The sequence below is a fragment of the Streptomyces sp. TM32 genome (assembly GCF_004122755.1).
Lineage (GTDB): Bacteria > Actinomycetota > Actinomycetes > Streptomycetales > Streptomycetaceae > Streptomyces > Streptomyces sioyaensis.
This window is the reverse complement of record NZ_SDIG01000006.1, coordinates 51,042-70,698: the sequence shown is the minus strand read 5'-3', so window position 1 is coordinate 70,698 and position 19,657 is coordinate 51,042. Positions and strand designations below refer to the sequence as shown.

General features: G+C 68.2%; 17 protein-coding genes. 9 read left to right on the top strand and 8 right to left on the bottom strand.

The annotated features are described in order from the left end of the window. Positions 1 to 2: 2 nt before the first annotated feature. From gyrA to dnaA, 7 genes are all read right to left on the bottom strand, one after another. The gene (gene gyrA / locus EST92_RS02870; protein WP_129279384.1) at positions 3 to 2,627 is read right to left on the bottom strand and encodes a DNA gyrase subunit A; all 2,625 of its coding nucleotides are present in this window, start codon (positions 2,625 to 2,627) and stop codon (positions 3 to 5) included. 50 nt (positions 2,628 to 2,677) lie between these two features. Next, positions 2,678 to 4,732, bottom strand: coding sequence for a DNA topoisomerase (ATP-hydrolyzing) subunit B (gene gyrB / locus EST92_RS02865; RefSeq protein ID WP_129279383.1), 2,055 nt, complete (start codon positions 4,730 to 4,732; stop codon positions 2,678 to 2,680). Between the two features lie 321 nt (positions 4,733 to 5,053). Further along, positions 5,054 to 5,587 carry a DciA family protein gene (locus tag EST92_RS02860; RefSeq protein WP_129245887.1) on the bottom strand — a complete coding sequence of 178 codons (534 nt, stop codon included), beginning with the start codon at positions 5,585 to 5,587 and terminating at the stop codon, positions 5,054 to 5,056. Then, on the bottom strand, positions 5,584 to 6,720 hold the full coding sequence (gene recF, locus EST92_RS02855; RefSeq protein ID WP_129279382.1) for a DNA replication/repair protein RecF: 1,137 nt from the start codon (positions 6,718 to 6,720) through the stop codon (positions 5,584 to 5,586). The genes EST92_RS02860 and recF overlap by 4 nt, the downstream gene beginning before the upstream one ends. A 62-nt stretch (positions 6,721 to 6,782) precedes the next feature. Continuing rightward, entirely contained in the window at positions 6,783 to 7,661 is an 879-nt protein-coding gene (gene gnd, locus EST92_RS02850) for a phosphogluconate dehydrogenase (NAD(+)-dependent, decarboxylating) (protein ID WP_129245884.1), read from the bottom strand. 182 nt (positions 7,662 to 7,843) lie between these two features. Next, the gene (gene dnaN, locus EST92_RS02845; protein WP_093488890.1) at positions 7,844 to 8,974 is read right to left on the bottom strand and encodes a DNA polymerase III subunit beta; all 1,131 of its coding nucleotides are present in this window, start codon (positions 8,972 to 8,974) and stop codon (positions 7,844 to 7,846) included. A gap of 1,122 nt (positions 8,975 to 10,096) precedes the next feature. Next, a complete protein-coding gene (dnaA, locus tag EST92_RS02835; protein ID WP_129279381.1) occupies positions 10,097 to 12,007 on the bottom strand; it encodes a chromosomal replication initiator protein DnaA in 1,911 nt (636 codons plus the stop codon). Positions 12,008 to 12,385: 378 nt separating this feature from the next. Between dnaA and rpmH the strand changes: the two genes are divergently transcribed. From rpmH to EST92_RS02790, 9 genes are all read left to right on the top strand, one after another. Continuing rightward, positions 12,386 to 12,523: a 50S ribosomal protein L34 gene (gene rpmH / locus EST92_RS02830; RefSeq protein ID WP_003949374.1), complete on the top strand. Its 138-nt coding sequence runs from the start codon at positions 12,386 to 12,388 to the stop codon at positions 12,521 to 12,523. Positions 12,524 to 12,547: 24 nt separating this feature from the next. Next, positions 12,548 to 13,006, top strand: coding sequence for a ribonuclease P protein component (gene rnpA, locus EST92_RS02825; RefSeq protein WP_129245880.1), 459 nt, complete (start codon positions 12,548 to 12,550; stop codon positions 13,004 to 13,006). Further along, entirely contained in the window at positions 13,003 to 13,320 is a 318-nt protein-coding gene (gene yidD, locus EST92_RS02820) for a membrane protein insertion efficiency factor YidD (protein ID WP_006604423.1), read from the top strand. Before rnpA ends, yidD begins: the two co-directional genes overlap by 4 nt. A 3-nt stretch (positions 13,321 to 13,323) precedes the next feature. After that, positions 13,324 to 14,475 (top strand): membrane protein insertase YidC, encoded by a 1,152-nt coding sequence (gene yidC, locus EST92_RS02815; protein ID WP_129279380.1) that lies wholly within the window; start codon positions 13,324 to 13,326, stop codon positions 14,473 to 14,475. A 15-nt stretch (positions 14,476 to 14,490) separates the two neighbouring features. Continuing rightward, complete coding sequence (locus EST92_RS02810; protein WP_129245876.1) at positions 14,491 to 14,997, top strand: R3H domain-containing nucleic acid-binding protein; 507 nt, start codon at positions 14,491 to 14,493, stop codon at positions 14,995 to 14,997. A 135-nt stretch (positions 14,998 to 15,132) separates the two neighbouring features. Beyond that, the gene (gene rsmG / locus EST92_RS02805) at positions 15,133 to 15,858 is read left to right on the top strand and encodes a 16S rRNA (guanine(527)-N(7))-methyltransferase RsmG (protein ID WP_129245874.1); all 726 of its coding nucleotides are present in this window, start codon (positions 15,133 to 15,135) and stop codon (positions 15,856 to 15,858) included. Between the two features lie 300 nt (positions 15,859 to 16,158). Further along, positions 16,159 to 17,229, top strand: coding sequence for a ParA family protein (locus EST92_RS02800; protein ID WP_129279379.1), 1,071 nt, complete (start codon positions 16,159 to 16,161; stop codon positions 17,227 to 17,229). Continuing rightward, positions 17,226 to 18,323 carry a ParB/RepB/Spo0J family partition protein gene (locus EST92_RS02795; protein WP_129279378.1) on the top strand — a complete coding sequence of 366 codons (1,098 nt, stop codon included), beginning with the start codon at positions 17,226 to 17,228 and terminating at the stop codon, positions 18,321 to 18,323. The genes EST92_RS02800 and EST92_RS02795 overlap by 4 nt, the downstream gene beginning before the upstream one ends. 306 nt (positions 18,324 to 18,629) lie before the next feature. Further along, positions 18,630 to 19,247, top strand: a complete 618-nt coding sequence (locus EST92_RS02790) for a GNAT family N-acetyltransferase (RefSeq protein ID WP_093484169.1) — start codon at positions 18,630 to 18,632, stop codon at positions 19,245 to 19,247. 83 nt (positions 19,248 to 19,330) lie between these two features. Here EST92_RS02790 and trxA read toward each other — a convergent pair whose 3' ends face one another. Then, positions 19,331 to 19,657 (bottom strand): thioredoxin, encoded by a 327-nt coding sequence (gene trxA, locus EST92_RS02785; RefSeq protein WP_006604416.1) that lies wholly within the window; start codon positions 19,655 to 19,657, stop codon positions 19,331 to 19,333.

Genomic DNA, 19,657 nt, shown 5'->3' with positions numbered 1-19,657 from the left:
TGCTACTCCGCCGCGGGCTGCTCGCCCTCGGCCACTGTGGGCTCGGTCCCCTCGGCCGCGTCGGTCTCCTCGGGCGCCTCGGCCCCGTCGACCTCTTCGGCCTCACGGCCGGCCTCTGCGTTCCGTGCGATGCCGACGACGGCATCCCGCTTGCCCAGGTTGATCAGTTGGACGCCCATGGTGTCACGGCCGGTCTCGCGCACTCCGTTGACCCGCGTACGGATCACGCCACCGCCGAGCGTGATCGCGAGGATCTCATCGGTGCCCTCGACGACCAGCGCGCCGACCAGGGAACCCCGGTCCTCCACGATCTTGGCGGCCTTGATGCCCAGACCGCCACGGCCCTGGACACGGTACTCGTCGACCGGAGTGCGCTTGGCGTAGCCGCCGTCCGTCGCGGTGAAGACGTACGTACCGGCGCGGACCACGTTCATCGAGAGCAGTTCATCGCCCTCGCGGAAGCTCATGCCCTTCACACCGGAGGTGGCCCGGCCCATCGGGCGCAGCGCCTCATCGGTCGCGGTGAACCGGATCGACTGCGCCTTCTTGCTGATCAGCAGCAGGTCGTCGGTGTCCGACACCAGCTCGGCGCCGATCAGCTCGTCGTCCGTGCCGTCCTCCTGCTCGCGCAGGTTGATCGCGATCACACCGCCGGAGCGGGGCGAGTCGTAGTCCTTGAGCGGCGTCTTCTTCACCAGCCCGGCCTTGGTGGCGAGCACCAGATACGGCGTGGCCTCGTAGTCGCGGATCGCCAGGATCTGCGCGATCTGCTCGTCCGGCTGGAAGGCGAGGAGATTGGCCACATGCTGACCCCGGGCATCGCGCCCCGCGTCCGGGAGCTCGTACGCCTTGGCGCGGTAGACCCGGCCCTTGTTCGTGAAGAACAGCAGCCAGTGGTGGGTCGTGGAGACGAAGAAGTGGTCGACGATGTCGTCTTCCTTGAGCTTCGTGCCCCGGACGCCCTTGCCGCCGCGCTTCTGCGAGCGGTAGTCGTCGGTCTTGGTGCGCTTCACATAGCCGCCACGGGTGATCGTGACGACGATGTCCTCCTCGGCGATCAGGTCCTCGATGGACATGTCGCCTTCGAAGGGCACCAGCTTGGAGCGCCGGTCGTCGCCGAACTTCTCGACGATCGCGGCGAGTTCCTCGCTGATGATCTGGCGCTGGCGCTCCGGGGAGGCCAGGATCGCGTTGTACTCGTTGATCTTGCGCTGCAGCTCGTCGTGTTCGGCGGTGATCTTCTGGCGCTCCAGGGCGGCCAGCCGGCGCAGCTGCATCTCCAGGATCGCGTTCGCCTGGATCTCGTCGATCTCCAGCAGGCCCATCAGGCCCTCGCGCGCCACGTCGACGGTCTCACTGCGCCGGATCAGTGCGATGACCTCGTCGATCGCGTCCAGCGCCTTGAGCAGACCGCGCAGGATGTGCGCCCGCTCCTCGGCCTTGCGCAGCCGGAACTTCGTCCGGCGGACGATGACCTCGACCTGGTGCGTGACCCAGTTGCGGATGAACGCGTCCAGCGAGAGCGTGCGCGGCACCCCGTCGACCAGCGCGAGCATGTTGGCGCCGAAGTTGGTCTGCAGATCGGTGTGCTTGTAGAGGTTGTTGAGGACGACCTTGGCGACCGCGTCCCGCTTGAGGACGATGACCAGGCGCTGGCCGGTACGCGAGGACGTCTCGTCGCGGACGTCCGCGATGCCGCCGACCTTGCCGTCCTTGACCAGGTCGGCGATCTTCTGCGCGAGGTTGTCCGGGTTGACCTGGTAAGGCAGCTCGGTGACCACCAGGCACTGGCGGTTCTGGATCTCCTCGACCTCGACCACCGCGCGCATCGTGATCGAGCCGCGGCCGGTGCGGTAGGCCTCCTCGATGCCCTTGCGGCCGACCACCAGGGCGCCGGTGGGGAAGTCGGGGCCCTTGATCCGCTCGATCAGCGCCTCCAGCAGCTCCTCATGGGAGGCCTCCGGGTGCTCCAGCGCCCACTGGGCACCGGCGGCGACCTCGCGGAGGTTGTGCGGCGGGATGTTGGTGGCCATACCGACCGCGATACCGGCCGAGCCGTTGATCAGCAGATTGGGGAAGCGCGCCGGCAGGACCGTCGGCTCCTGGTTACGGCCGTCGTAGTTGTCCTGGAAGTCGACGGTCTCCTCGTCGATGTCCCGGAGCATCTCCATCGACAGCGGCGCCATCTTGCACTCGGTGTACCGCATGGCCGCGGCCGGGTCGTTGCCCGGGGAGCCGAAGTTGCCGTTGGAGTCGACCAGCGGCATCCGCATCGACCAGGGCTGCGCCAGGCGGACCAGGGCGTCGTAGATCGAGGAGTCACCGTGCGGGTGGTAGGTACCCATGACGTCGCCGACGACGCGGGCGCACTTGTAGAAGCCCTTCTCGGGGCGGTAGCCGCCGTCGTACATCGCGTACAGCACGCGGCGGTGCACCGGCTTGAGGCCGTCGCGCACGTCGGGCAGCGCACGCGAGACGATGACGGACATCGCGTAGTCGAGGTAGGAGCGCTGCATCTCCGTTTCGAGCCCGACGGGCTCGACGCGCATGCCCACGCCTTCGATGGCGGCGGGCGTGCCCTCGGCGGTCACGCCGTCCGGGGTCACGGGGGTGTTCTCGTCGGCCATGGTGGTTCAAAGTCCTTTCGAGCTGCGGCTGTTGTACGGGCCGACAGGGCTCAGATGTCGAGGAAGCGGACGTCCTTGGCGTTGCGCTGGATGAACGAGCGACGTGCCTCGACGTCCTCACCCATCAGCACCGAGAACAGGTCGTCCGCGCGGGCCGCGTCGTCCAGCGAGACCTGACCCAGGACACGGTGGTCGGTGTCCATGGTCGTGATGCGCAGCTCCTCGGCGTTCATCTCACCGAGACCCTTGAAGCGCTGGACCGAGTCGTCCTTGATCCGCTTGCCGGCGCGCTTGCCCTGCTCGATCAGACCGTCCCGCTCGGGGTCGGAGTAGGCGTACTCGAAGTCGTCCCGGCCCCACTTGATCTTGTAGAGCGGCGGGCGGGAGAGGTAGACGTGCCCGGCCTCGACCAGCGGCCGCATGAAGCGGAAGAGGAAGGTCAGCAGCAGGGTGTTGATGTGCTGGCCGTCGACGTCGGCGTCCGCCATCAGGATGATCTTGTGATAGCGGAGCTTCTCGATGTCGAAGTCCTCATGGACTCCGGTGCCGAAGGCCGAGATCAGCGCCTGGACCTCGTTGTTCTGCAGGATCTTGTCGACCCGGGCCTTCTCGACGTTGAGGATCTTGCCTCGGATGGGCAGGATCGCCTGGTACTCCGGGTTACGGCCGGACTTGGCCGAGCCGCCGGCGGAGTCACCCTCGACGATGAAGATCTCGCACTGGGTCGGGTCGTTGGACTGGCAGTCGCTCAGCTTGCCCGGCAGCGACGCGGTCTCCAGCAGGCCCTTGCGGCGGGTCAGATCCCGCGCCTTACGGGCCGCGACCCGGGCCGTCGCCGCCTGGATGCCCTTGCGGACGATGTCCGCGGCCTCGTTGGGGTTGCGGTCCAGCCAGTCCGTGAGGTGCTCGTGGACGACCTTCTGCACGAAGGTCTTCGCCTCGGTGTTGCCCAGCTTCGTCTTGGTCTGGCCCTCGAACTGCGGCTCGCCGAGCTTGACCGAGATGATCGCCGTCAGACCCTCGCGGATGTCCTCACCCGTGAGGTTGTCGTCCTTCTCGCGCAGCAGCTTCTTGTCGCGTGCGTAGCGGTTGATCAGACCCGTCAGCGCCGCACGGAAGCCCTCCTCGTGCGTACCGCCCTCATGCGTGTGGATGGTGTTCGCGAAGCTGTAGACACCCTCGCTGTACTGGGTGTTCCACTGCATCGCCAGCTCGACCGAGAGCAGCCGCTCCTTGTCCTCGGCCTCCACGTCGATGACCGTGGGGTGCACCAACTCGCCCTTGCGGGAGTTCAGGTACTTCACGAAGTCGACGATGCCGCCCTCGTAGTGGTAGCGGACCGCGAGGGGCTTGCCCTCCTCGTCCACATGGTCCGGGCGCTCGTCCGTCAGCGCGATCGTCAGACCCTTGTTGAGGAACGCCATCTCCTGGAAGCGCCGGGACAGCGTCTCGAAGCTGTACTCGGTGGTCTCGAAGATGTCGCCGTCGGCCCAGAACGTCACCGACGTGCCGGAGTCCTCCCTGGCCTCGTGCTTGGCCAGCGGCGCCGTCGGCACACCGAGCTTGTACTCCTGCGTCCAGCGGTAGCCGTCCGTGCGGACCTCGACCGCCACCCGCTGCGACAGCGCGTTCACGACGGAGACACCCACGCCGTGCAGGCCACCGGAGACCGCGTAGCCGCCGCCGCCGAACTTGCCGCCGGCGTGCAGCACCGTCATCACGACCTCGACGGCCGGCTTGTTCTCGGACGGCACGATGCCGACGGGGATGCCACGGCCGTTGTCGACGACGCGGACGCCGCCGTCCGGCAGGATCGTCACGTCGATGGTGTCCGCATGGCCGGCCATCGCCTCGTCGACGGAGTTGTCGACCACCTCTTGCACGAGGTGGTGCAGACCGCGCTCGCCCGTCGAGCCGATGTACATGCCGGGGCGCTTGCGGACCGCGTCCAGGCCTTCGAGGACGGTGATCGCACTGGCGTCGTACGACTTCTCCACCGAGGAGTCGCCCAGGGCGCCGGCCGGAACCCCCTCTTCTGTAGAAGCCGTGTTGTTCTCGTTGAGGTCGCCGGAGTCGGCCACGAAGCGCCCTTTCTGGCACAGCACGAGCCCTTCCGCGCCTGTGGGGATCACCCCAGGGAAGACAGGCGGGAGCGGCTGCGTCGTTCGACATGTTCCGCGAGTGGGCGGGATTGCCATCAGTCTACCGGTAGCTCCGACACTCATGGGGGTTTGCAGGCACCTGAGTCGTCATGTGCCGCCCTGAACTGGCGTCCGCCGACTCCCCATATCCGAGAAGGGGCCCCAGGACGCTCACACGGGCACTCAGCGCTTCCGGCTGTCAACCGGCGGCTACCGTGAGCGGAGTCTCACCCGCCTCACCCGTATGCAGGGGTTCCGCCGCACGTCACCCACGGGCCACGGGGCTCAGCCGTAGGTGTCGCCGGGGCCCTTGCTTCCCGGTGCCCGCAGTGCTCCGTAGCGCCGGGCGGGACCGCCGGGGCCCAGCACCTTGATCACCTTTACGGTGCCGTGGCCCAGGTCCCCGTTGAGGCGTGCCACCAGCGTCGGGGCCAGCAGCCGCAGCTGCGTCGCCCACGCCGTCGAATCGCACTGCACGGTCAGCACCCGGGCGTCCTCGTCGTACTTCTGCGGCTCGCAGTGCTGCGCCACCTCGGGCCCCACCAACTGCGGCCAGCGCCCCATCACCCCGCCGACCGCCGCCGGGGTCTCCCAGCCGCGCTCCGTGATCAGCCGGTTGATCGCCGCGCCGAGCGGCAGCGGATCGCGGCCGTCCGCCCGTGCGCCGGACCGCAGCCCCCCGCGCCTGGCCTGCTTCTTCTGCTGCGCGGCCGCGCCCCGCGCGCGTGCCTGCTCCTTGGCGGCCACCAGCGCCTGACGGGCCAGATCCACACCGGAGAGCTCCGGGGCCTTGGGCCGCTCGGGCTGCGGGTCGCTCACGGGGTCACCTTCTCCACGGCGCCGTCGGACACCGCGTAGCGCGCACCGGCCAGCACCGCCGGCACATCGTCGGCCACCGCCGCCGTCACCAGCACCTGCTCGCCCGGCGCCACCAGTTCCGCCAGCCGCTCGCGGCGCCGCGCGTCCAGTTCGGCGAAGACGTCGTCGAGGACCAGCACCGGCTCATTGCCCTCGGCCCGCAGCAGGTCGTACGACGCCAGCCGCAGCGCCAGCGCATACGACCAGGACTCGCCGTGGCTGGCGTAGCCCTTCGCCGGGAGCTGGCCCAGCTTGAGCACCAGGTCGTCGCGGTGCGGGCCGACCAGCGTCACCCCGCGCTCGATCTCCTGCTTACGGGCCTCGCCGAGCGCGGCCAGCAGCACGGCGTACAGCTCCTCGCGGGTCCCGGCGGCGGCCATCGCCTCGCCCGCGGAACCGCGGTACTCCAGCCCCAGCGGTCCGCCGCCCGGTGCCAGCTGTTCGTACGCCTTGTCCGCGAGCGGCTGCAGCGCGGCGATCAGATCGAGCCGCTGCGCCAGCAGCTCGGCACCGGCGCGCGCCAGATGCTGGTCCCAGACGTCCAGCGTCGACAAGTCCATCTGGCGGCCCCCGTGCCGGCGTGCCAGCGCGGCGGTCTTCAGCAGGGTGTTGCGCTGCTTGAGGACGCGGTCGTAGTCGGACCGCACCCCGCCCATCCGGGGTGCGCGCGCGGTGATCAGCTCGTCCAGGAAGCGCCGCCGCTCCCCCGGATCGCCCTTGACCAGCGCCAGATCCTCCGGCGCGAACAGCACCGTGCGCACGATCCCCAGCACGTCCCGCGGCTTGACCTGCGAGGACCTGTTGATCCTGGCGCGGTTCGCCTTGCCCGGATTGAGCTCCAGCTCGATCAGCTGCTGCCGCTCGCCCTGGACGACCGCGGCCCGGACGACCGCTCGCTCGGCCCCCATCCGCACCAGCGGCGCGTCCGAGGAGACCCGGTGGCTGCCGAGCGTGGCGAGATAGCCGACCGCTTCGACCAGATTGGTCTTGCCCTGTCCGTTGGGTCCCACGAAAGCCGTGACGCCCGGTTCGAGCGGAACCTCGACCCGGGCGTACGAGCGGAAGTCGGCGAGGGACAGATGCGTGACATGCATGACTGAGCGCCGACCTCCCCCGGCTGTTCCTGCGGTTTCGTACTGCTTCGAGCTGCTGCGTGCTACTTCTTGCTCTCGACCGCGTGGCCGCCGAACTGGTTGCGCAGCGCGGCGATCATCTTCATCTGCGGGGAGTCGTCCTGACGCGACGCGAAGCGGGCGAAGAGCGAGGCCGTGATCGCGGGCAGCGGCACGGCGTTGTCGATCGCGGCCTCGACCGTCCAGCGGCCCTCACCGGAGTCGGCGGCGTAGCCCCGCAGCTTCTCCAGGTGCTCGTCGTCGTCGAGGGCGTTGACGGCCAGGTCGAGCAGCCAGGAACGGATGACCGTGCCCTCCTGCCACGAGCGGAAGATCTCCCGGACGTCGGTGACGGAGTCGACCTTCTCCAGGAGCTCCCAGCCCTCGGCGAAGGCCTGCATCATCGCGTACTCGATGCCGTTGTGGACCATCTTGGCGAAGTGACCGGCGCCGACCTTGCCCGCGTGCACCGCACCGAAATCGCCCTCGGGCTTGAGGGCGTCGAAGATCGGCTGCACCGTGGCGACGTCGTCCTTCTCGCCGCCGTACATCAGCGCGTAGCCGTTCTCCAGGCCCCAGACGCCGCCGGAGACGCCGCAGTCGACGAAGCCGATGCCCTTGGCCTTCAGCTCCTCGGCGTGCTTCTCGTCGTCGGTCCAGCGGGAGTTGCCGCCGTCGACGACGATGTCGCCCGGCGACAGCAGCTCGGCCAGCTCGTCGATCGTGGACTGGGTGGCGGCACCGGCCGGCACCATGACCCAGACCACCCGCGGACCCTTGAGCTTGTCCACAAGCCCCTGCAGGCTGTTGACATCCGCCAGGTCCGGGTTGCGGTCGTATCCGATGACGGTGTGGCCGGCGCGGCGAATGCGCTCGCGCATATTGCCGCCCATCTTGCCGAGACCGACGAGACCGAGCTCCATCAGAGACCCTCTTTGCACGTAGTCGTTGCTGTCGTACCCGAGTCCGAGCCTACGCCCGCAGGTCCGCGCACACCTGTGGGCTCAGCCGCTCATCAGGGGCCCTTCAGCCGGTCGCCGCACGGGGCGGGGCCAAGGCACCGCGACCCACGGCGGCTGCCCGCCGCGGGTCGCACGCACGGCCGTCAGCCCGACAGCCGCACCGGCATGATCAGGTACTTGTAGGCGTCGTCCGCTTCGGCGTCCTTGGCCGGCCGGCCGCTCAGCAGCGCGGGCTTGGTCGAGGTCGTGAAGGACAGCTGCGCCACCGGGGAGTCGATGGCCGACAGGCCCTCCAGGAGGAAGCCGGGGTTGAAGGCGATCGAGATGTCGTCGCCGTCCAGATCCGCGTCCACCCGCTCCACAGCCTGTGCATCATCGCTGGAGCCGGCCTCCAGGATCAGCACACCCTGCTCGAAGCTCAGCCGGACCGGGGTGTTCCGCTCGGCCACCAGCGCCACACGCTTGACGGCCTCGACGAACGGGGCGGTCTCGATCACGGCGACCGAATTGAACTCGGTCGGGAAGAGCGTGCGGTACTTCGGCAGGTCGCCTTCCAGCAGCCGCGTCGTCGTCCGCCGTCCGGCGCCCTCGAAGCCGATCAGACCCTCGCCCTGCCCGGAGCCGGACAGCGCGAGCGTGACGGTGTCGCCGCTGCTCAGCGACTTGGCGGTGTCCAGCAGGGTCTTGGCGGGGACCAGCGCGACCGCGGAGGCGTCCGGGCTCTCCGGCTTCCACAGGAACTCACGCACGGCGAAGCGGTAACGGTCGGTGGAGGCCAGCGTGACCGTGTCGCCCTCGATCTCGATCCGTACGCCGGTGAGCACCGGAAGGGTGTCGTCACGGCCGGCGGCGATGGCGACCTGGGCGGCGGCCGCGGCGAAGACCTCACCGGGGACGGTGCCGGTGGCGGTGGGCATGGCCGGCAGCGCCGGGTACTCCTCCACAGGAAGGGTGTGGAGGGTGAACCGCGAGGATCCGCAGACGACGGTCACCCGTACACCGTCGGTGGAAATCTCCACCGGGCGGTTGGGGAGGGCGCGGCAGATGTCGGCGAGCAGCCGGCCGGAGACGAGGACCGTGCCCTCTTCTTCCACCTCTGCGTCCACCGAGACCCGTGCGGAGACCTCGTAGTCGAAGCCGGAGAGGCTCAGCGCGCCGTCCTCCGCCTTCAGCAGCAGGCCCGCGAGGACGGGCACCGGCGGACGGGCCGGGAGGCTCTTGGCCGCCCAGGCCACTGCCTCCGCGAGTACATCGCGCTCCACCCGGATCTTCACCGGAAACCGCCTCCTGCTGTTGCTGGCTCTCGCCCTGCTGGCCTTCGTCGTCGGCTGAGTTGCCGGAGACCAGTCTGACGCACGCCACCGACAGTCGGTGCGGCTCGGGGTCAAGTCGGATCGGCCGATGCCGGATGCCCGGCGGCCAACTTGTGCACAGGCCCCGTTTCCGAACGAGTTCCCCGGTAGATATCCGTGGTCGTAGTAGTAGGGCCTGTGGAAACCGTGGATAACTGCTTTTGCGCAGGTCAACACGGATTTTTTGTCCACTGCTCCTGTGGGCGGCGGCCGTGGATAAGCCGGCGACTCTGTGGACCACGGGAAGTTCTGCACACCCGATGCACAGGGGACGGCTACTTCTCCCCAGTGCCATCCCCAGCTTTACCCCGGTTCCCCACAGCCCAACCAGCCAACTTGGTGTGACGGCTTTCACTCGCTCCGGTGAGAGCGGGTGTTGCGTTGCCGAACAGTGGACAGGGGTGTGGAGAAGCTGGGGACAACAGCGGCCTGCCTGTGGGCGGCCGGTGGACAAGACCGTACCTCCCCTGTGGACGAATCCGCTGTCCACATCCTGTGGAGGGCGGTTGGCCACAAATCCACACGCGGCTGACCTCCCCCGATGCACCGTCAGCTCATCGTCCTGTGGATCCCACAGGGATAACTTTCCCCTCCCCAGGATGTGGAAGGAAATTTGTTGCCCAATCTGTGGAGAGAGGCCGTGACCGGGCCGGGATTCGAACACGGCCGGCGCGCTCCACAGGTGTGGGACGCCCGCGGGGCGGATCGATCCGTGGCGGAAGCACCTCTGGGACGGCTCGGGACGGACTCGGAACCGGCTCGCAGGGGGCTCGGGAGAGCGTCGGCACGAGCGCGGGAGCCGCTCGGGGAAGCTCACAGGACCGCCTGGAGAAAACTGGGCGACGCCGGGGCAGCCGGGAGCGCGACGAAACGCCTCGCGGTGCAAAGGACTGCGCGACGCGAAGACTCGCGACGCAAAGGCCCCGGAGCCCCAGGAGGGAGGCCCCCCGCCGTCTCCCCTCTGTACGACGAAGGGCGCTCCGGGAGCGGTCCCGGAGCGCCCTGGGCGTCCTGTGCTGGCGGTGCGGGGCCGTCGCGCCGGCCTCAGCCGTTCTTGATGCGGTTGGTCAGCTCGGTGACCTGGTTGTAGATCGAGCGCCGCTCGGCCATCAGCGCGCGGATCTTGCGGTCGGCGTGCATCACGGTCGTATGGTCCCGCCCGCCGAACTGCGCGCCGATCTTCGGCAGCGAGAGATCGGTCAGCTCGCGGCACAGATACATGGCGATCTGGCGGGCGGTCACCAGCACCCGGCTGCGCGAGGAGCCACACAGATCGTCGATGGTCAGCCCGAAGTAGTCGGCCGTCGAGGCCATGATCGCGGTCGCGGTGATCTCCGGCGCGGCGTCCTCGCCCCCGGGGATCAGATCCTTCAGCACGATCTCGGTCAGCCCCAGGTCCACCGGCTGCCGGTTGAGCGAGGCGAACGCGGTGACGCGGATCAGCGCGCCCTCCAGCTCACGGATGTTGCGCGAGATCCGGGACGCGATGAACTCCAGCACCTCCGGCGGCGCATTCAGCTGCTCCTGGACCGCCTTCTTGCGGAGGATCGCGATCCGGGTCTCCAGCTCGGGCGGCTGGACGTCGGTGATCAGACCCCACTCGAAGCGGTTGCGCAGCCGGTCCTCCAGAGTGACCAGCTGCTTGGGCGGCCGGTCACTGGAGAGCACGATCTGCTTGTTGGCGTTGTGCAGCGTATTGAAGGTGTGGAAGAACTCCTCCTGCGTCGACTCCTTGCTCGCCAGGAACTGGATGTCGTCGACCAGCAGGATGTCCATGTCGCGGTAGCGCTTGCGGAACGCGTCCGCCTTGCCGTCGCGGATGGAGTTGATGAACTCGTTGGTGAACTCCTCCGAACTCACATACCGCACCCGGGTGCCCGGATACAGACTCCGTGCGTAGTGCCCGATCGCATGCAGCAGGTGGGTCTTGCCCAGCCCCGACTCCCCGTAGATGAACAGGGGGTTGTAGGCCTTGGCCGGCGCCTCGGCGACGGCGACCGCGGCGGCGTGCGCAAAGCGGTTCGAGGCACCGATGACGAAGGTGTCGAAGAGGTACTTCGGGTTCAGCCGCGCGGTCGGCTCCCCGGGGCCGGTCGCCGGCGCCGGCTGGGCCGCGAGCGGGCTGGGCGCACCGCTGGGCGCCGGAAGGACGGCGCCGGGGCCGGAGCCGGGAATGCCGGAGCGGCCACCGTGCCCGCCGGGCTGGTGCTCGGAAAGATCGCGGCGCGGCTGGTCGTAGCGGGAGCGTGGATCGTCGGAGTGCTGTGACGGCCCGCCGCGGTCGGGCGCCTGCCCGCGGTAGTCGTTCTGCCGCTGCTGGTGCTGCGCTACGTGGGACGACGGGGAGGCGTACGGATCACGGTCGGGGAAGCCGCCCAGGTGCTGCTGCCAGCCGTAGTCGTCGCGCGGGCCGGGGCCGCCGGCCATGGGGGAGTGCTGCGGCCAGCCTCCGGGCTCGTGCCGGGGCTGTGGGTAGTCCGGATAGGCGGGCCGGACACCCGGCAGGTCGTCGCCCTGGTGCCCGTAGCCCTGCCGGCTGTCGTGCCGGGGCTCGTAGCCGTCGTACTGCTCATGCTGTGGCGACTGACGCGACTGCTGGTGGGACTGCTGAGAGTGTGGGGCCTGCTGCTGCGACTGGTGCTGCTGGGGGGCAGCGGGAGCGGGCGGTGCCGCGGGTTCCTCGGAGGAGTCGTCGACGGTGATCGCGATCCGGACCGGGCGGCCGCACTCATGGCTGAGGGCCTCCCCGATCAGTGGCGCCAGCCGCCCCTCGAGCACGCCCTTGGCGAATTCATTGGGCACGGCGAGCAGCGCGGTGTCGGCGACGAGTGCCAGCGGCTGGGTGCGCTTGAGCCAGTCCTGGTCCTTGGGCTTGAGGCCGTCGGCCTCCGCACGAAGGAGATGATCGAGTACCCGCGGCCACACTGCGGCAAGATCGGCAGGGACATCAGCCACAGGGCACGCTCTCTCACAGTCCCACGAATGTGTGATTCTCAGGACGGGCGGGAAGGAATCGGAGTTCAGCCACGGTAGTCAGGGCGGGCCTGGGTATTCAAGTTGTTGTCCACAGGCTGTGCATAGTGTGTCCCGGCGCGGGGCCGGCCGGGGCTGCCGAGGAGCCGGTTTGACCGGATGGCGTAGCCGCGCGTACCGTGACCAGGTCGAGTTGTCGATGGCTGCTGCCGCCTGCCTCCGATGGGCAAAGATCACGCTCGAGTGATCGTGTAGCGGTGCACTTAGGCGTTGCGAGCTACTCGTGGGCGCACGGTGACAGCCAGTCGACGCCCCACATCTGTCTCTCCTTGAGACAACAAGCATTCCTGGAGCCCCCGAGTGAGCAAGCGCACCTTCCAGCCGAACAACCGCCGCCGCGCGAAGACCCACGGCTTCCGTCTGCGCATGCGGACCCGTGCCGGCCGCGCGATCCTCGCGTCCCGCCGTGGCAAGGGTCGCGCCCGCCTGTCTGCCTGAGCAGCCTGAACCTAGGTCCATGACGTGCTGCCTACCGAGCATCGGCTGAGGCGGCGCGAGGACTTTGCGACCGCGGTACGCCGGGGACGCAGGGCCGGGCGCCCGCTCCTTGTCGTTCATCTTCGCAGCGGTGCAACGGACCCGCACGGGTCGGGGGAAAGCGTTCCCCCGGCACGTGCGGGTTTCGTCGTGAGCAAGGCAGTTGGCATCGCTGTCGTCCGGAACAAGGTCAAGCGCAGGCTCAGGCATCTCGTGCGCGACCGGCTGGACCGGCTCCCCGCCGGTAGCCTGGTTGTCGTACGGGCCCTGCCCGGTGCGGGTGATGCGGAGCACGATCAGCTGGCCCGCGACCTGGACGCCGCCTTCGAGCGGCTGCTGGGAGGGGTGCCGCGAGGCTGCAATCCCCCGGGGTCTGCGACCGGCAGCAGCCGCGCCGCGGGCTCCCGGAACCCCGGACGGGACCCGGGAGGGAGCGCACAGTGAAGTACCCGCTGCTGCTTTTGATCAAGATCTATCAGTGGACCATCAGCCCCCTGCTGGGACCGGTCTGCAAGTACTACCCGTCGTGCTCGCACTATGGCTACACGGCCATCGACCGGCACGGCGCGGTGAAAGGGACTGCGCTGACAGCCTGGCGCATCCTGCGGTGCAATCCGTGGTCGCTCGGGGGCGTCGACCACGTCCCTCCCCGGAAGCGTCCGGTTTGGCATCAGCGGCTGAGGAGCCGCCTGGGCGGGCCCACCGTCCCTGAGCCTGTCGCCCAGCCCGAGACTCAGCCCAACGCCCAAGGAGCCTGATTCGTGGACACGATCCTCGGTCCCCTCTATATCGCTGTTTCCTGGATCATCGTCCAGTTCCACTCGTTCTACAGCCTCATCTTTGACAAGGACAGTGGCGCGGCGTGGGGTCTGTCCATCGTCTCGCTGGTGGTGCTGATCCGTATCTGCCTGATCCCGCTCTTCGTGAAGCAGATCAAGTCGACGCGGAACATGCAGGCGCTCCAGCCGAAGATGAAGGCGATCCAGGAGCGCTACAAGAGCGACAAGCAGCGCCAGTCCGAAGAGATGATGAAGCTCTACAAGGAGACGGGCACCAACCCGCTCTCGAGCTGTCTCCCGATTCTGGCCCAGTCTCCGTTCTTCATCTCGCTGTACCAGGTTCTGAGCCACATCGCCCAGAACAAGACGGTCGGCGTCATCGACCAGCCGCTGCTGGAGAGCGCGCAGAAGGCGCACATCTTCGGTGCCCCGCTGGCGGCGAAGTTCATGGACACCGCGGAGAAGATCCAGAGCCTCGGCGCCTCGGTGCTCGACGTCCGCGTGGTCACGATCATCATGATCGTCCTGATGTCGGCGTCGCAGTTCTACACGCAGCGCCAGCTGATGACCAAGAACGTCGACCTCACGGTGAAGACGCCGTTCATGCAGCAGCAGAAGATGCTGATGTACGTCTTCCCCATCATGTTCGCCGTCTTCGGTATCAACTTCCCCGTCGGTGTTCTCGTCTACTGGCTGACCACCAACGTGTGGACCATGGGCCAGCAGATGTTCGTCATCCGTCGTAACCCGACCCCGGGCAGCAAGGCGTTCGCCGAGCGTCAGGAGCGGCTGCGGGCGGCCGGCAAGCTCGTCGAGGACCCGGCCGAGGTCGCGGCGAAGCAGGCCGCCGAGGAGGCGCGCCACAACCGTCAGCAGCCCAAGCGTCAGACGAAGGCCAAGCGGCAGACCGGCGGCGCCCCGGCCGGCGGTGCGCAGAGTCGTACGCGGGCCGGATCCGCGGCGCGTGGCACGGACGCCGGCACGGCGGGCTCCGGTCAGGGTGCCGGGAAGAAGCAGTCGCTGGAGAAGAAGGACGCGCAGGGCGGCAAGGAGAAGGGCGGCGCCTCCGGGTCCCGCACCACCAAGTCCGGACAGCGCAAGGGCCAGCAGCCCAAGCACCCGTCGAAGAAGTAAGAAGGAGTCCCTTTCGTGACGGACACGACCCCTGCCGCCGAGGGCACCGACACCCTGACCCGCCTGGAACAGGAAGGCGAGATCGCGGCCGACTACCTCGAGGGCCTGCTGGACATCGCGGATCTCGACGGCGACATCGACATGGATGTCGAGGCCGACCGTGCCGCCGTGTCGATCATCAGCGACTCGACCAGCCGTGACCTGCAGAAGCTCGTGGGCCGCGACGGTGAGGTGCTGGAGGCGCTGCAGGAGCTGACCCGGCTGGCCGTTCACCGCGAGACCGGTGACCGCAGCCGTCTGATGCTGGACATCGCCGGCTTCCGGGCGCGTAAGCGTGAGGAGCTCGCGGAGATCGGTGCGAAGGCGGCCGAGGAGGCCAAGGGCACCGGTGAGCCGGTGAAGCTCGACCCGATGACGCCCTTCGAGCGCAAGGTCGTCCACGACGCGGTGGCCGCCGCCGGGCTCCGGAGCGAGTCCGAGGGCGAGGAGCCGCAGCGCCGAGTGGTCGTCCTCCCGGCCTGACCGCTCAGCGCTCCCGTTTTTCTTTGGCCCCGTCTGCTCGCAGGCGGGGCCAAAAGTTGTCAGCGTTCTGTGTTATCCCGGGTGGTTGACCCGGGTTCCCGGCAGAAAAAGCAGTCCAAAGGAAGGGCGGTTCCCGTGACGGAGGCAGCAGCGGAGCTCCCTCCTCCGCCGAAAGCGGCGGAGGAGGTATTCGGCGAGCGCTTTGCGGAGGCCGTGCGGTACGGCGAACTGCTCGCCGACGCCGGCGTGACGCGAGGGCTCATCGGCCCGCGTGAGGTGCCGCGCTTGTGGGAACGGCATCTGTTGAACTGCGCGGTGCTCTCCGAGGTGGTGCCCGAGGGCGTCTCGGTCTGTGACGTGGGCTCGGGGGCGGGGTTGCCCGGCATCCCGCTCGCTCTGGTGCGCCCGGATCTGAAGATCACGCTCCTGGAGCCGCTGCTGCGACGTACGAACTTCCTTCAGGAGGTCGTTGAGCTGCTGGGGCTGGACCATGTCACGGTCGTGCGTGGCCGGGCCGAAGAAGTCATGGGCAAGCTTCCTCAGGTGCATGTGGTGACGGCGCGCGCGGTGGCCCCGCTCGACCGGCTGGCCGGTTGGGGCGTTCCGCTGCTGCGTCCGTACGGAGAGATGCTGGCGCTCAAGGGCGATGCCGCGGAGGAGGAGCTCAAGGGTGCCCGGGCGGCGCTGAGCAAGCTCGGCGTGGTGGAGACCTCGGTGGTGCATGTCGGCGAGGGCATCGTGGATCCGCCCTCGACCGTCGTGCGGGTCGAGGTGGGCGAGAGCCCGGGCGGAGTGCGCTTCGCGGCGAAGCGGGCGAAGGCGGCCCGTGCGAGCCGGGTGTCGAGGGGTCGCCGACGTTGATGCCCGAGTGATACAGATCAGCACTGATTGAGGCGCGGAGTCTGCCGGTCCGTGAATAGGGATCGGCAAATTCCGTAAATGCCGCCAAAACGACACAAGGCGGAGTGTCGCGGCTCATTCAGACGTGACGCTGGCATCGTGTTTCACGTGAAACGTCGTTCTCTGCTGCAAGGGATCATCGGCCGTGGTCGTGCGGCCTCCGCGCCGCGCGACCGCAGGCCCACAAGGGTCACGGAAGTATCCACAGGAGTGGGTTCGTCCACAGGAGAACGGACCTCACTGGTTCACGACGCCGAAAGCATGGCAGGCTCTGAACATTGCGAGCCCTCTGTCGAGGAGAGTGAATCCTTGCGGTCCGACGCCAACATCGCGGGACCGATGACCGATCCGGTCCCCGGTCCCCGTAGTGAGTCGTTCGGGGACGACGTTTCACGTGAAACGCCGCCCCCGATGGACGACACCCCGATCGGTCGTGCAGCTCAGCTGGCGGTGGAGGCACTTGGCCGCGCGGGTGAGGGGCTGCCCCGACCTGAACAGACTCGGGTCATGGTGGTTGCCAACCAGAAGGGCGGGGTCGGGAAGACCACGACCACGGTGAACCTGGCGGCCGCCTTGGCTCTGCACGGCGCACGCGTGCTGGTGATCGACCTTGACCCCCAGGGCAACGCCTCGACGGCGCTGGGGATCGACCATCACTCCGAAGTGCCGTCCATCTATGACGTGCTGGTGGAGAGCAAGCCGCTCTCCGATGTGGTGCAGCCGGTCGTGGATGTGGAGGGCCTGTTCTGTGCGCCCGCCACGATCGATCTGGCCGGCGCGGAGATCGAGCTGGTCTCGCTGGTGGCACGCGAAAGCCGGCTGGACCGGGCCATCAAGGCGTATGAACAGCCGCTGGACTACATCTTCATCGACTGCCCGCCCTCTCTCGGCTTGCTGACGGTCAACGCTCTGGTTGCCGGCGCCGAGGTGCTGATCCCGATTCAGTGCGAGTACTACGCCCTTGAGGGGCTGGGCCAGCTGCTGCGGAATGTCGACCTGGTGCGGGGACATCTGAATCCCGCGCTCCATGTCTCGACGATCCTGCTCACGATGTACGACGGGCGCACCCGGCTGGCCTCGCAGGTCGCCGATGAGGTGCGCAGCCACTTCGGCCACGAGGTGCTCCGTACGAGCATTCCCCGGTCGGTGCGCATCTCCGAGGCACCCAGCTACGGGCAGACGGTACTCACCTATGACCCGGGATCCAGCGGCTCGCTCTCCTACCTCGAAGCGGCCCGGGAGATCGCATTGCGTGGGGTCCCGCAGACCGGGGGCCAGGGCCTCAGCGTGAACTATGAAGCACAGCACAGCATCTCGGAGGGGACGCAGTGAGCGAACGACGTAGAGGCCTGGGCCGTGGGCTCGGTGCGCTGATCCCCGCGGCACCGCAGAGCACGGACCATGTCGGAACCACAGGACAAGGTGCGACGTCACCGTCCGCCGTACCGGTCTTGACCCCGGAGCGAGGCGTAGCGGCCGCCAAGGTGACCTCGCTGCCGGCGCACGGTGTTTCACGTGAAACGGAAGCACCGGCCGGGAGGGAGACATCGGAGACGGGCGTCTCGGAGGTATCCGGCGCGCACTTCGCCGAGGTTCCCCTGGATGCGATCAAGCCGAACCCCCGCCAGCCGCGCGAGGTCTTCGACGAGGATGCCCTTGCCGAGCTGGTGACCTCCATCAAGGAGGTGGGTCTGCTCCAGCCGGTGGTGGTCCGCCAGACGGGGCCGGGGCGGTACGAGCTCATCATGGGCGAGCGCCGCTGGCGGGCCTGCCGTGAGGCCGGCCTGGAGAAGATCCCCGCGATCGTGCGGGCCACCGACGACGAGAAGCTGCTGCTCGACGCGCTGCTGGAGAACCTCCACCGGGCACAGCTCAATCCGTTGGAAGAGGCAGCTGCGTACGACCAGTTGCTCAAGGACTTCAAGTGCACCCATGACGAGCTGGCCGACCGGATCGGGCGTTCGCGTCCGCAGGTCTCCAACACGTTGCGGCTGCTGAAGCTCTCGCCGTCCGTACAGAAGCGGCTTGCCGCCGGTGTGCTCTCCGCGGGACACGCCCGCGCGCTGCTGTCCGTGGAGGACTCGGACGAGCAGGATCACCTTGCCCGTCGCATTGTTGCGGAGGGGCTCTCGGTCCGTTCGGTCGAAGAGATCGTGACACTGATGGGGACGACACCCCAGAGCGCGAGCAAGGCCAAGGGACCCCGTGCGGGTACTCGGGTGTCCCCCGCGCTCACGGGTCTCGCCTCCCGGCTGTCCGACCGCTTCGAGACCCGGGTGAAGGTCGATCTGGGGCAGAAGAAGGGAAAGATCGTCGTCGAGTTCGCCTCGATGGATGATCTGGAGCGCATCCTTGGCACCCTCGCCCCCGGTGAGGGGCGCGTCCTGGGCCAGACCCTGGCCGAGGAGAGCCACGAGGAAGAGTGAGCTGACCCCTCGGCCCTGGGCGGGCCGTGTTCCGGAGTCGATACCGGAACACGGCCCGCCCTTTGCTCTCTTGCGGTACCCGTGCCCGTAAAGGGTGGTTACGATGCGTTCGGGTATGGCACGCATCCATGTGGAGACACCTCATACCGAGGAGAGGGCCATGCGATCGGTGAGCCGCACCGGACTGTTGGCCGCGGGGTTCAGCCTCGCAGCCGTCGGAGGATTCGTTGGAGGACTGCTCAGAGAGCAGGCGGCACTGACGGTGCTGCGCGGTGCGGCAGGCGAGGGAAGTGAGGACCTGGGTTCATGGGCCGTCGGTTCGTACCGCTCACGCTGGACAACCTTCCGGATCTCCCCAAGCGCTGCCGCTCCTGTGTCTTCTGGGAGCTCGACCCCGTCAGCGGCGAGGCCGCGGTAAAGGCGGGTCGTCCCGAGCTGGAGAAGGAAGCCTGGATCTCGGCAGTACTGCTGGAGTGGGGGTCCTGCGGGCGGGTGGTCTATGTCGACGAGGTGCCCGTGGGCTTCGTGATGTACGCCCCACCGGCTTATGTACCGCGCTCCACGGCCTTCCCCACGAGCCCGGTGTCGCCGGACGCGGTGCAGCTGCTGACGGCCTGGCTGATTCCCGGCTACCAAGGTCAGGGGCTGGGACGGGTGATGGTGCAGACGGTCGCCAAGGACCTCATCCAGCGCGGCTTCAAAGCCATCGAGGCCTTTGGCGATGCACGCTGGAGCGAGCCGGCATGTGTGCTGCCCGCTGATCATCTCCTTGCGGTGGGGTTCAAGACCGTACGCCCTCACCCCCGCTTTCCCCGGCTTCGCCTTGAGCTGCGGAGCACCATCTCGTGGAAGGAAGACGTCGAGCTGGCGCTCGACCGTTTGCTGGGGGCCGTGCAGAAGGAGCCCGCGCTGCGGCCGCTGTGAGGCGCTGTTTCCCGTGAAACAGAGAACGGGCCCACCCCCGCGTGGGGGGTGAGCCCGTTTCCCGTGAAACGTGACGGCGTGCGTCAGGCGAGGTAGTCCTCCAGGTCGCGCACGATCGCGGCCTTCGGCTTGGCGCCGACAATGGTCTTCACGACCTCGCCGCCCTGGTAGACGTTCATCGTCGGGATCGACATGACGCCGTACTTGGCGGTGGTCGCCGGGTTCTCGTCGGTGTTCAGCTTGGCGATGACGATCTCGTCATGCTCGGCGGCAATGGCCTCCAGGGACGGGGCGACCTGGCGGCACGGACCGCACCAGGTGGCCCAGAAGTCCACGAGAACGGGCTTGTCGCTCTTGAGGACGACCTCTTCGAAGTTGTCGTCCGTGACGGTCACCGTGGCGCCGGCCAT

Excerpts from the sequence above, each read along its gene's own strand:
- gyrA (WP_129279384.1), bottom strand. The coding sequence starts at position 2,627 with ATGGCCGACGAGAACACCCCCGTGACCCCGGACGGCGTGACCGCCGAG.
- recF (WP_129279382.1), bottom strand. The coding sequence starts at position 6,720 with ATGCATGTCACGCATCTGTCCCTCGCCGACTTCCGCTCGTACGCCCGG.
- gnd (WP_129245884.1), bottom strand. The coding sequence starts at position 7,661 with ATGGAGCTCGGTCTCGTCGGTCTCGGCAAGATGGGCGGCAATATGCGC.
- EST92_RS02800 (WP_129279379.1), top strand. The coding sequence starts at position 16,159 with ATGGCAGGCTCTGAACATTGCGAGCCCTCTGTCGAGGAGAGTGAATCC.
- EST92_RS02790 (WP_093484169.1), top strand. The coding sequence starts at position 18,630 with ATGGGCCGTCGGTTCGTACCGCTCACGCTGGACAACCTTCCGGATCTC.
- trxA (WP_006604416.1), bottom strand. The coding sequence starts at position 19,657 with ATGGCCGGCGCCACGGTGACCGTCACGGACGACAACTTCGAAGAGGTC.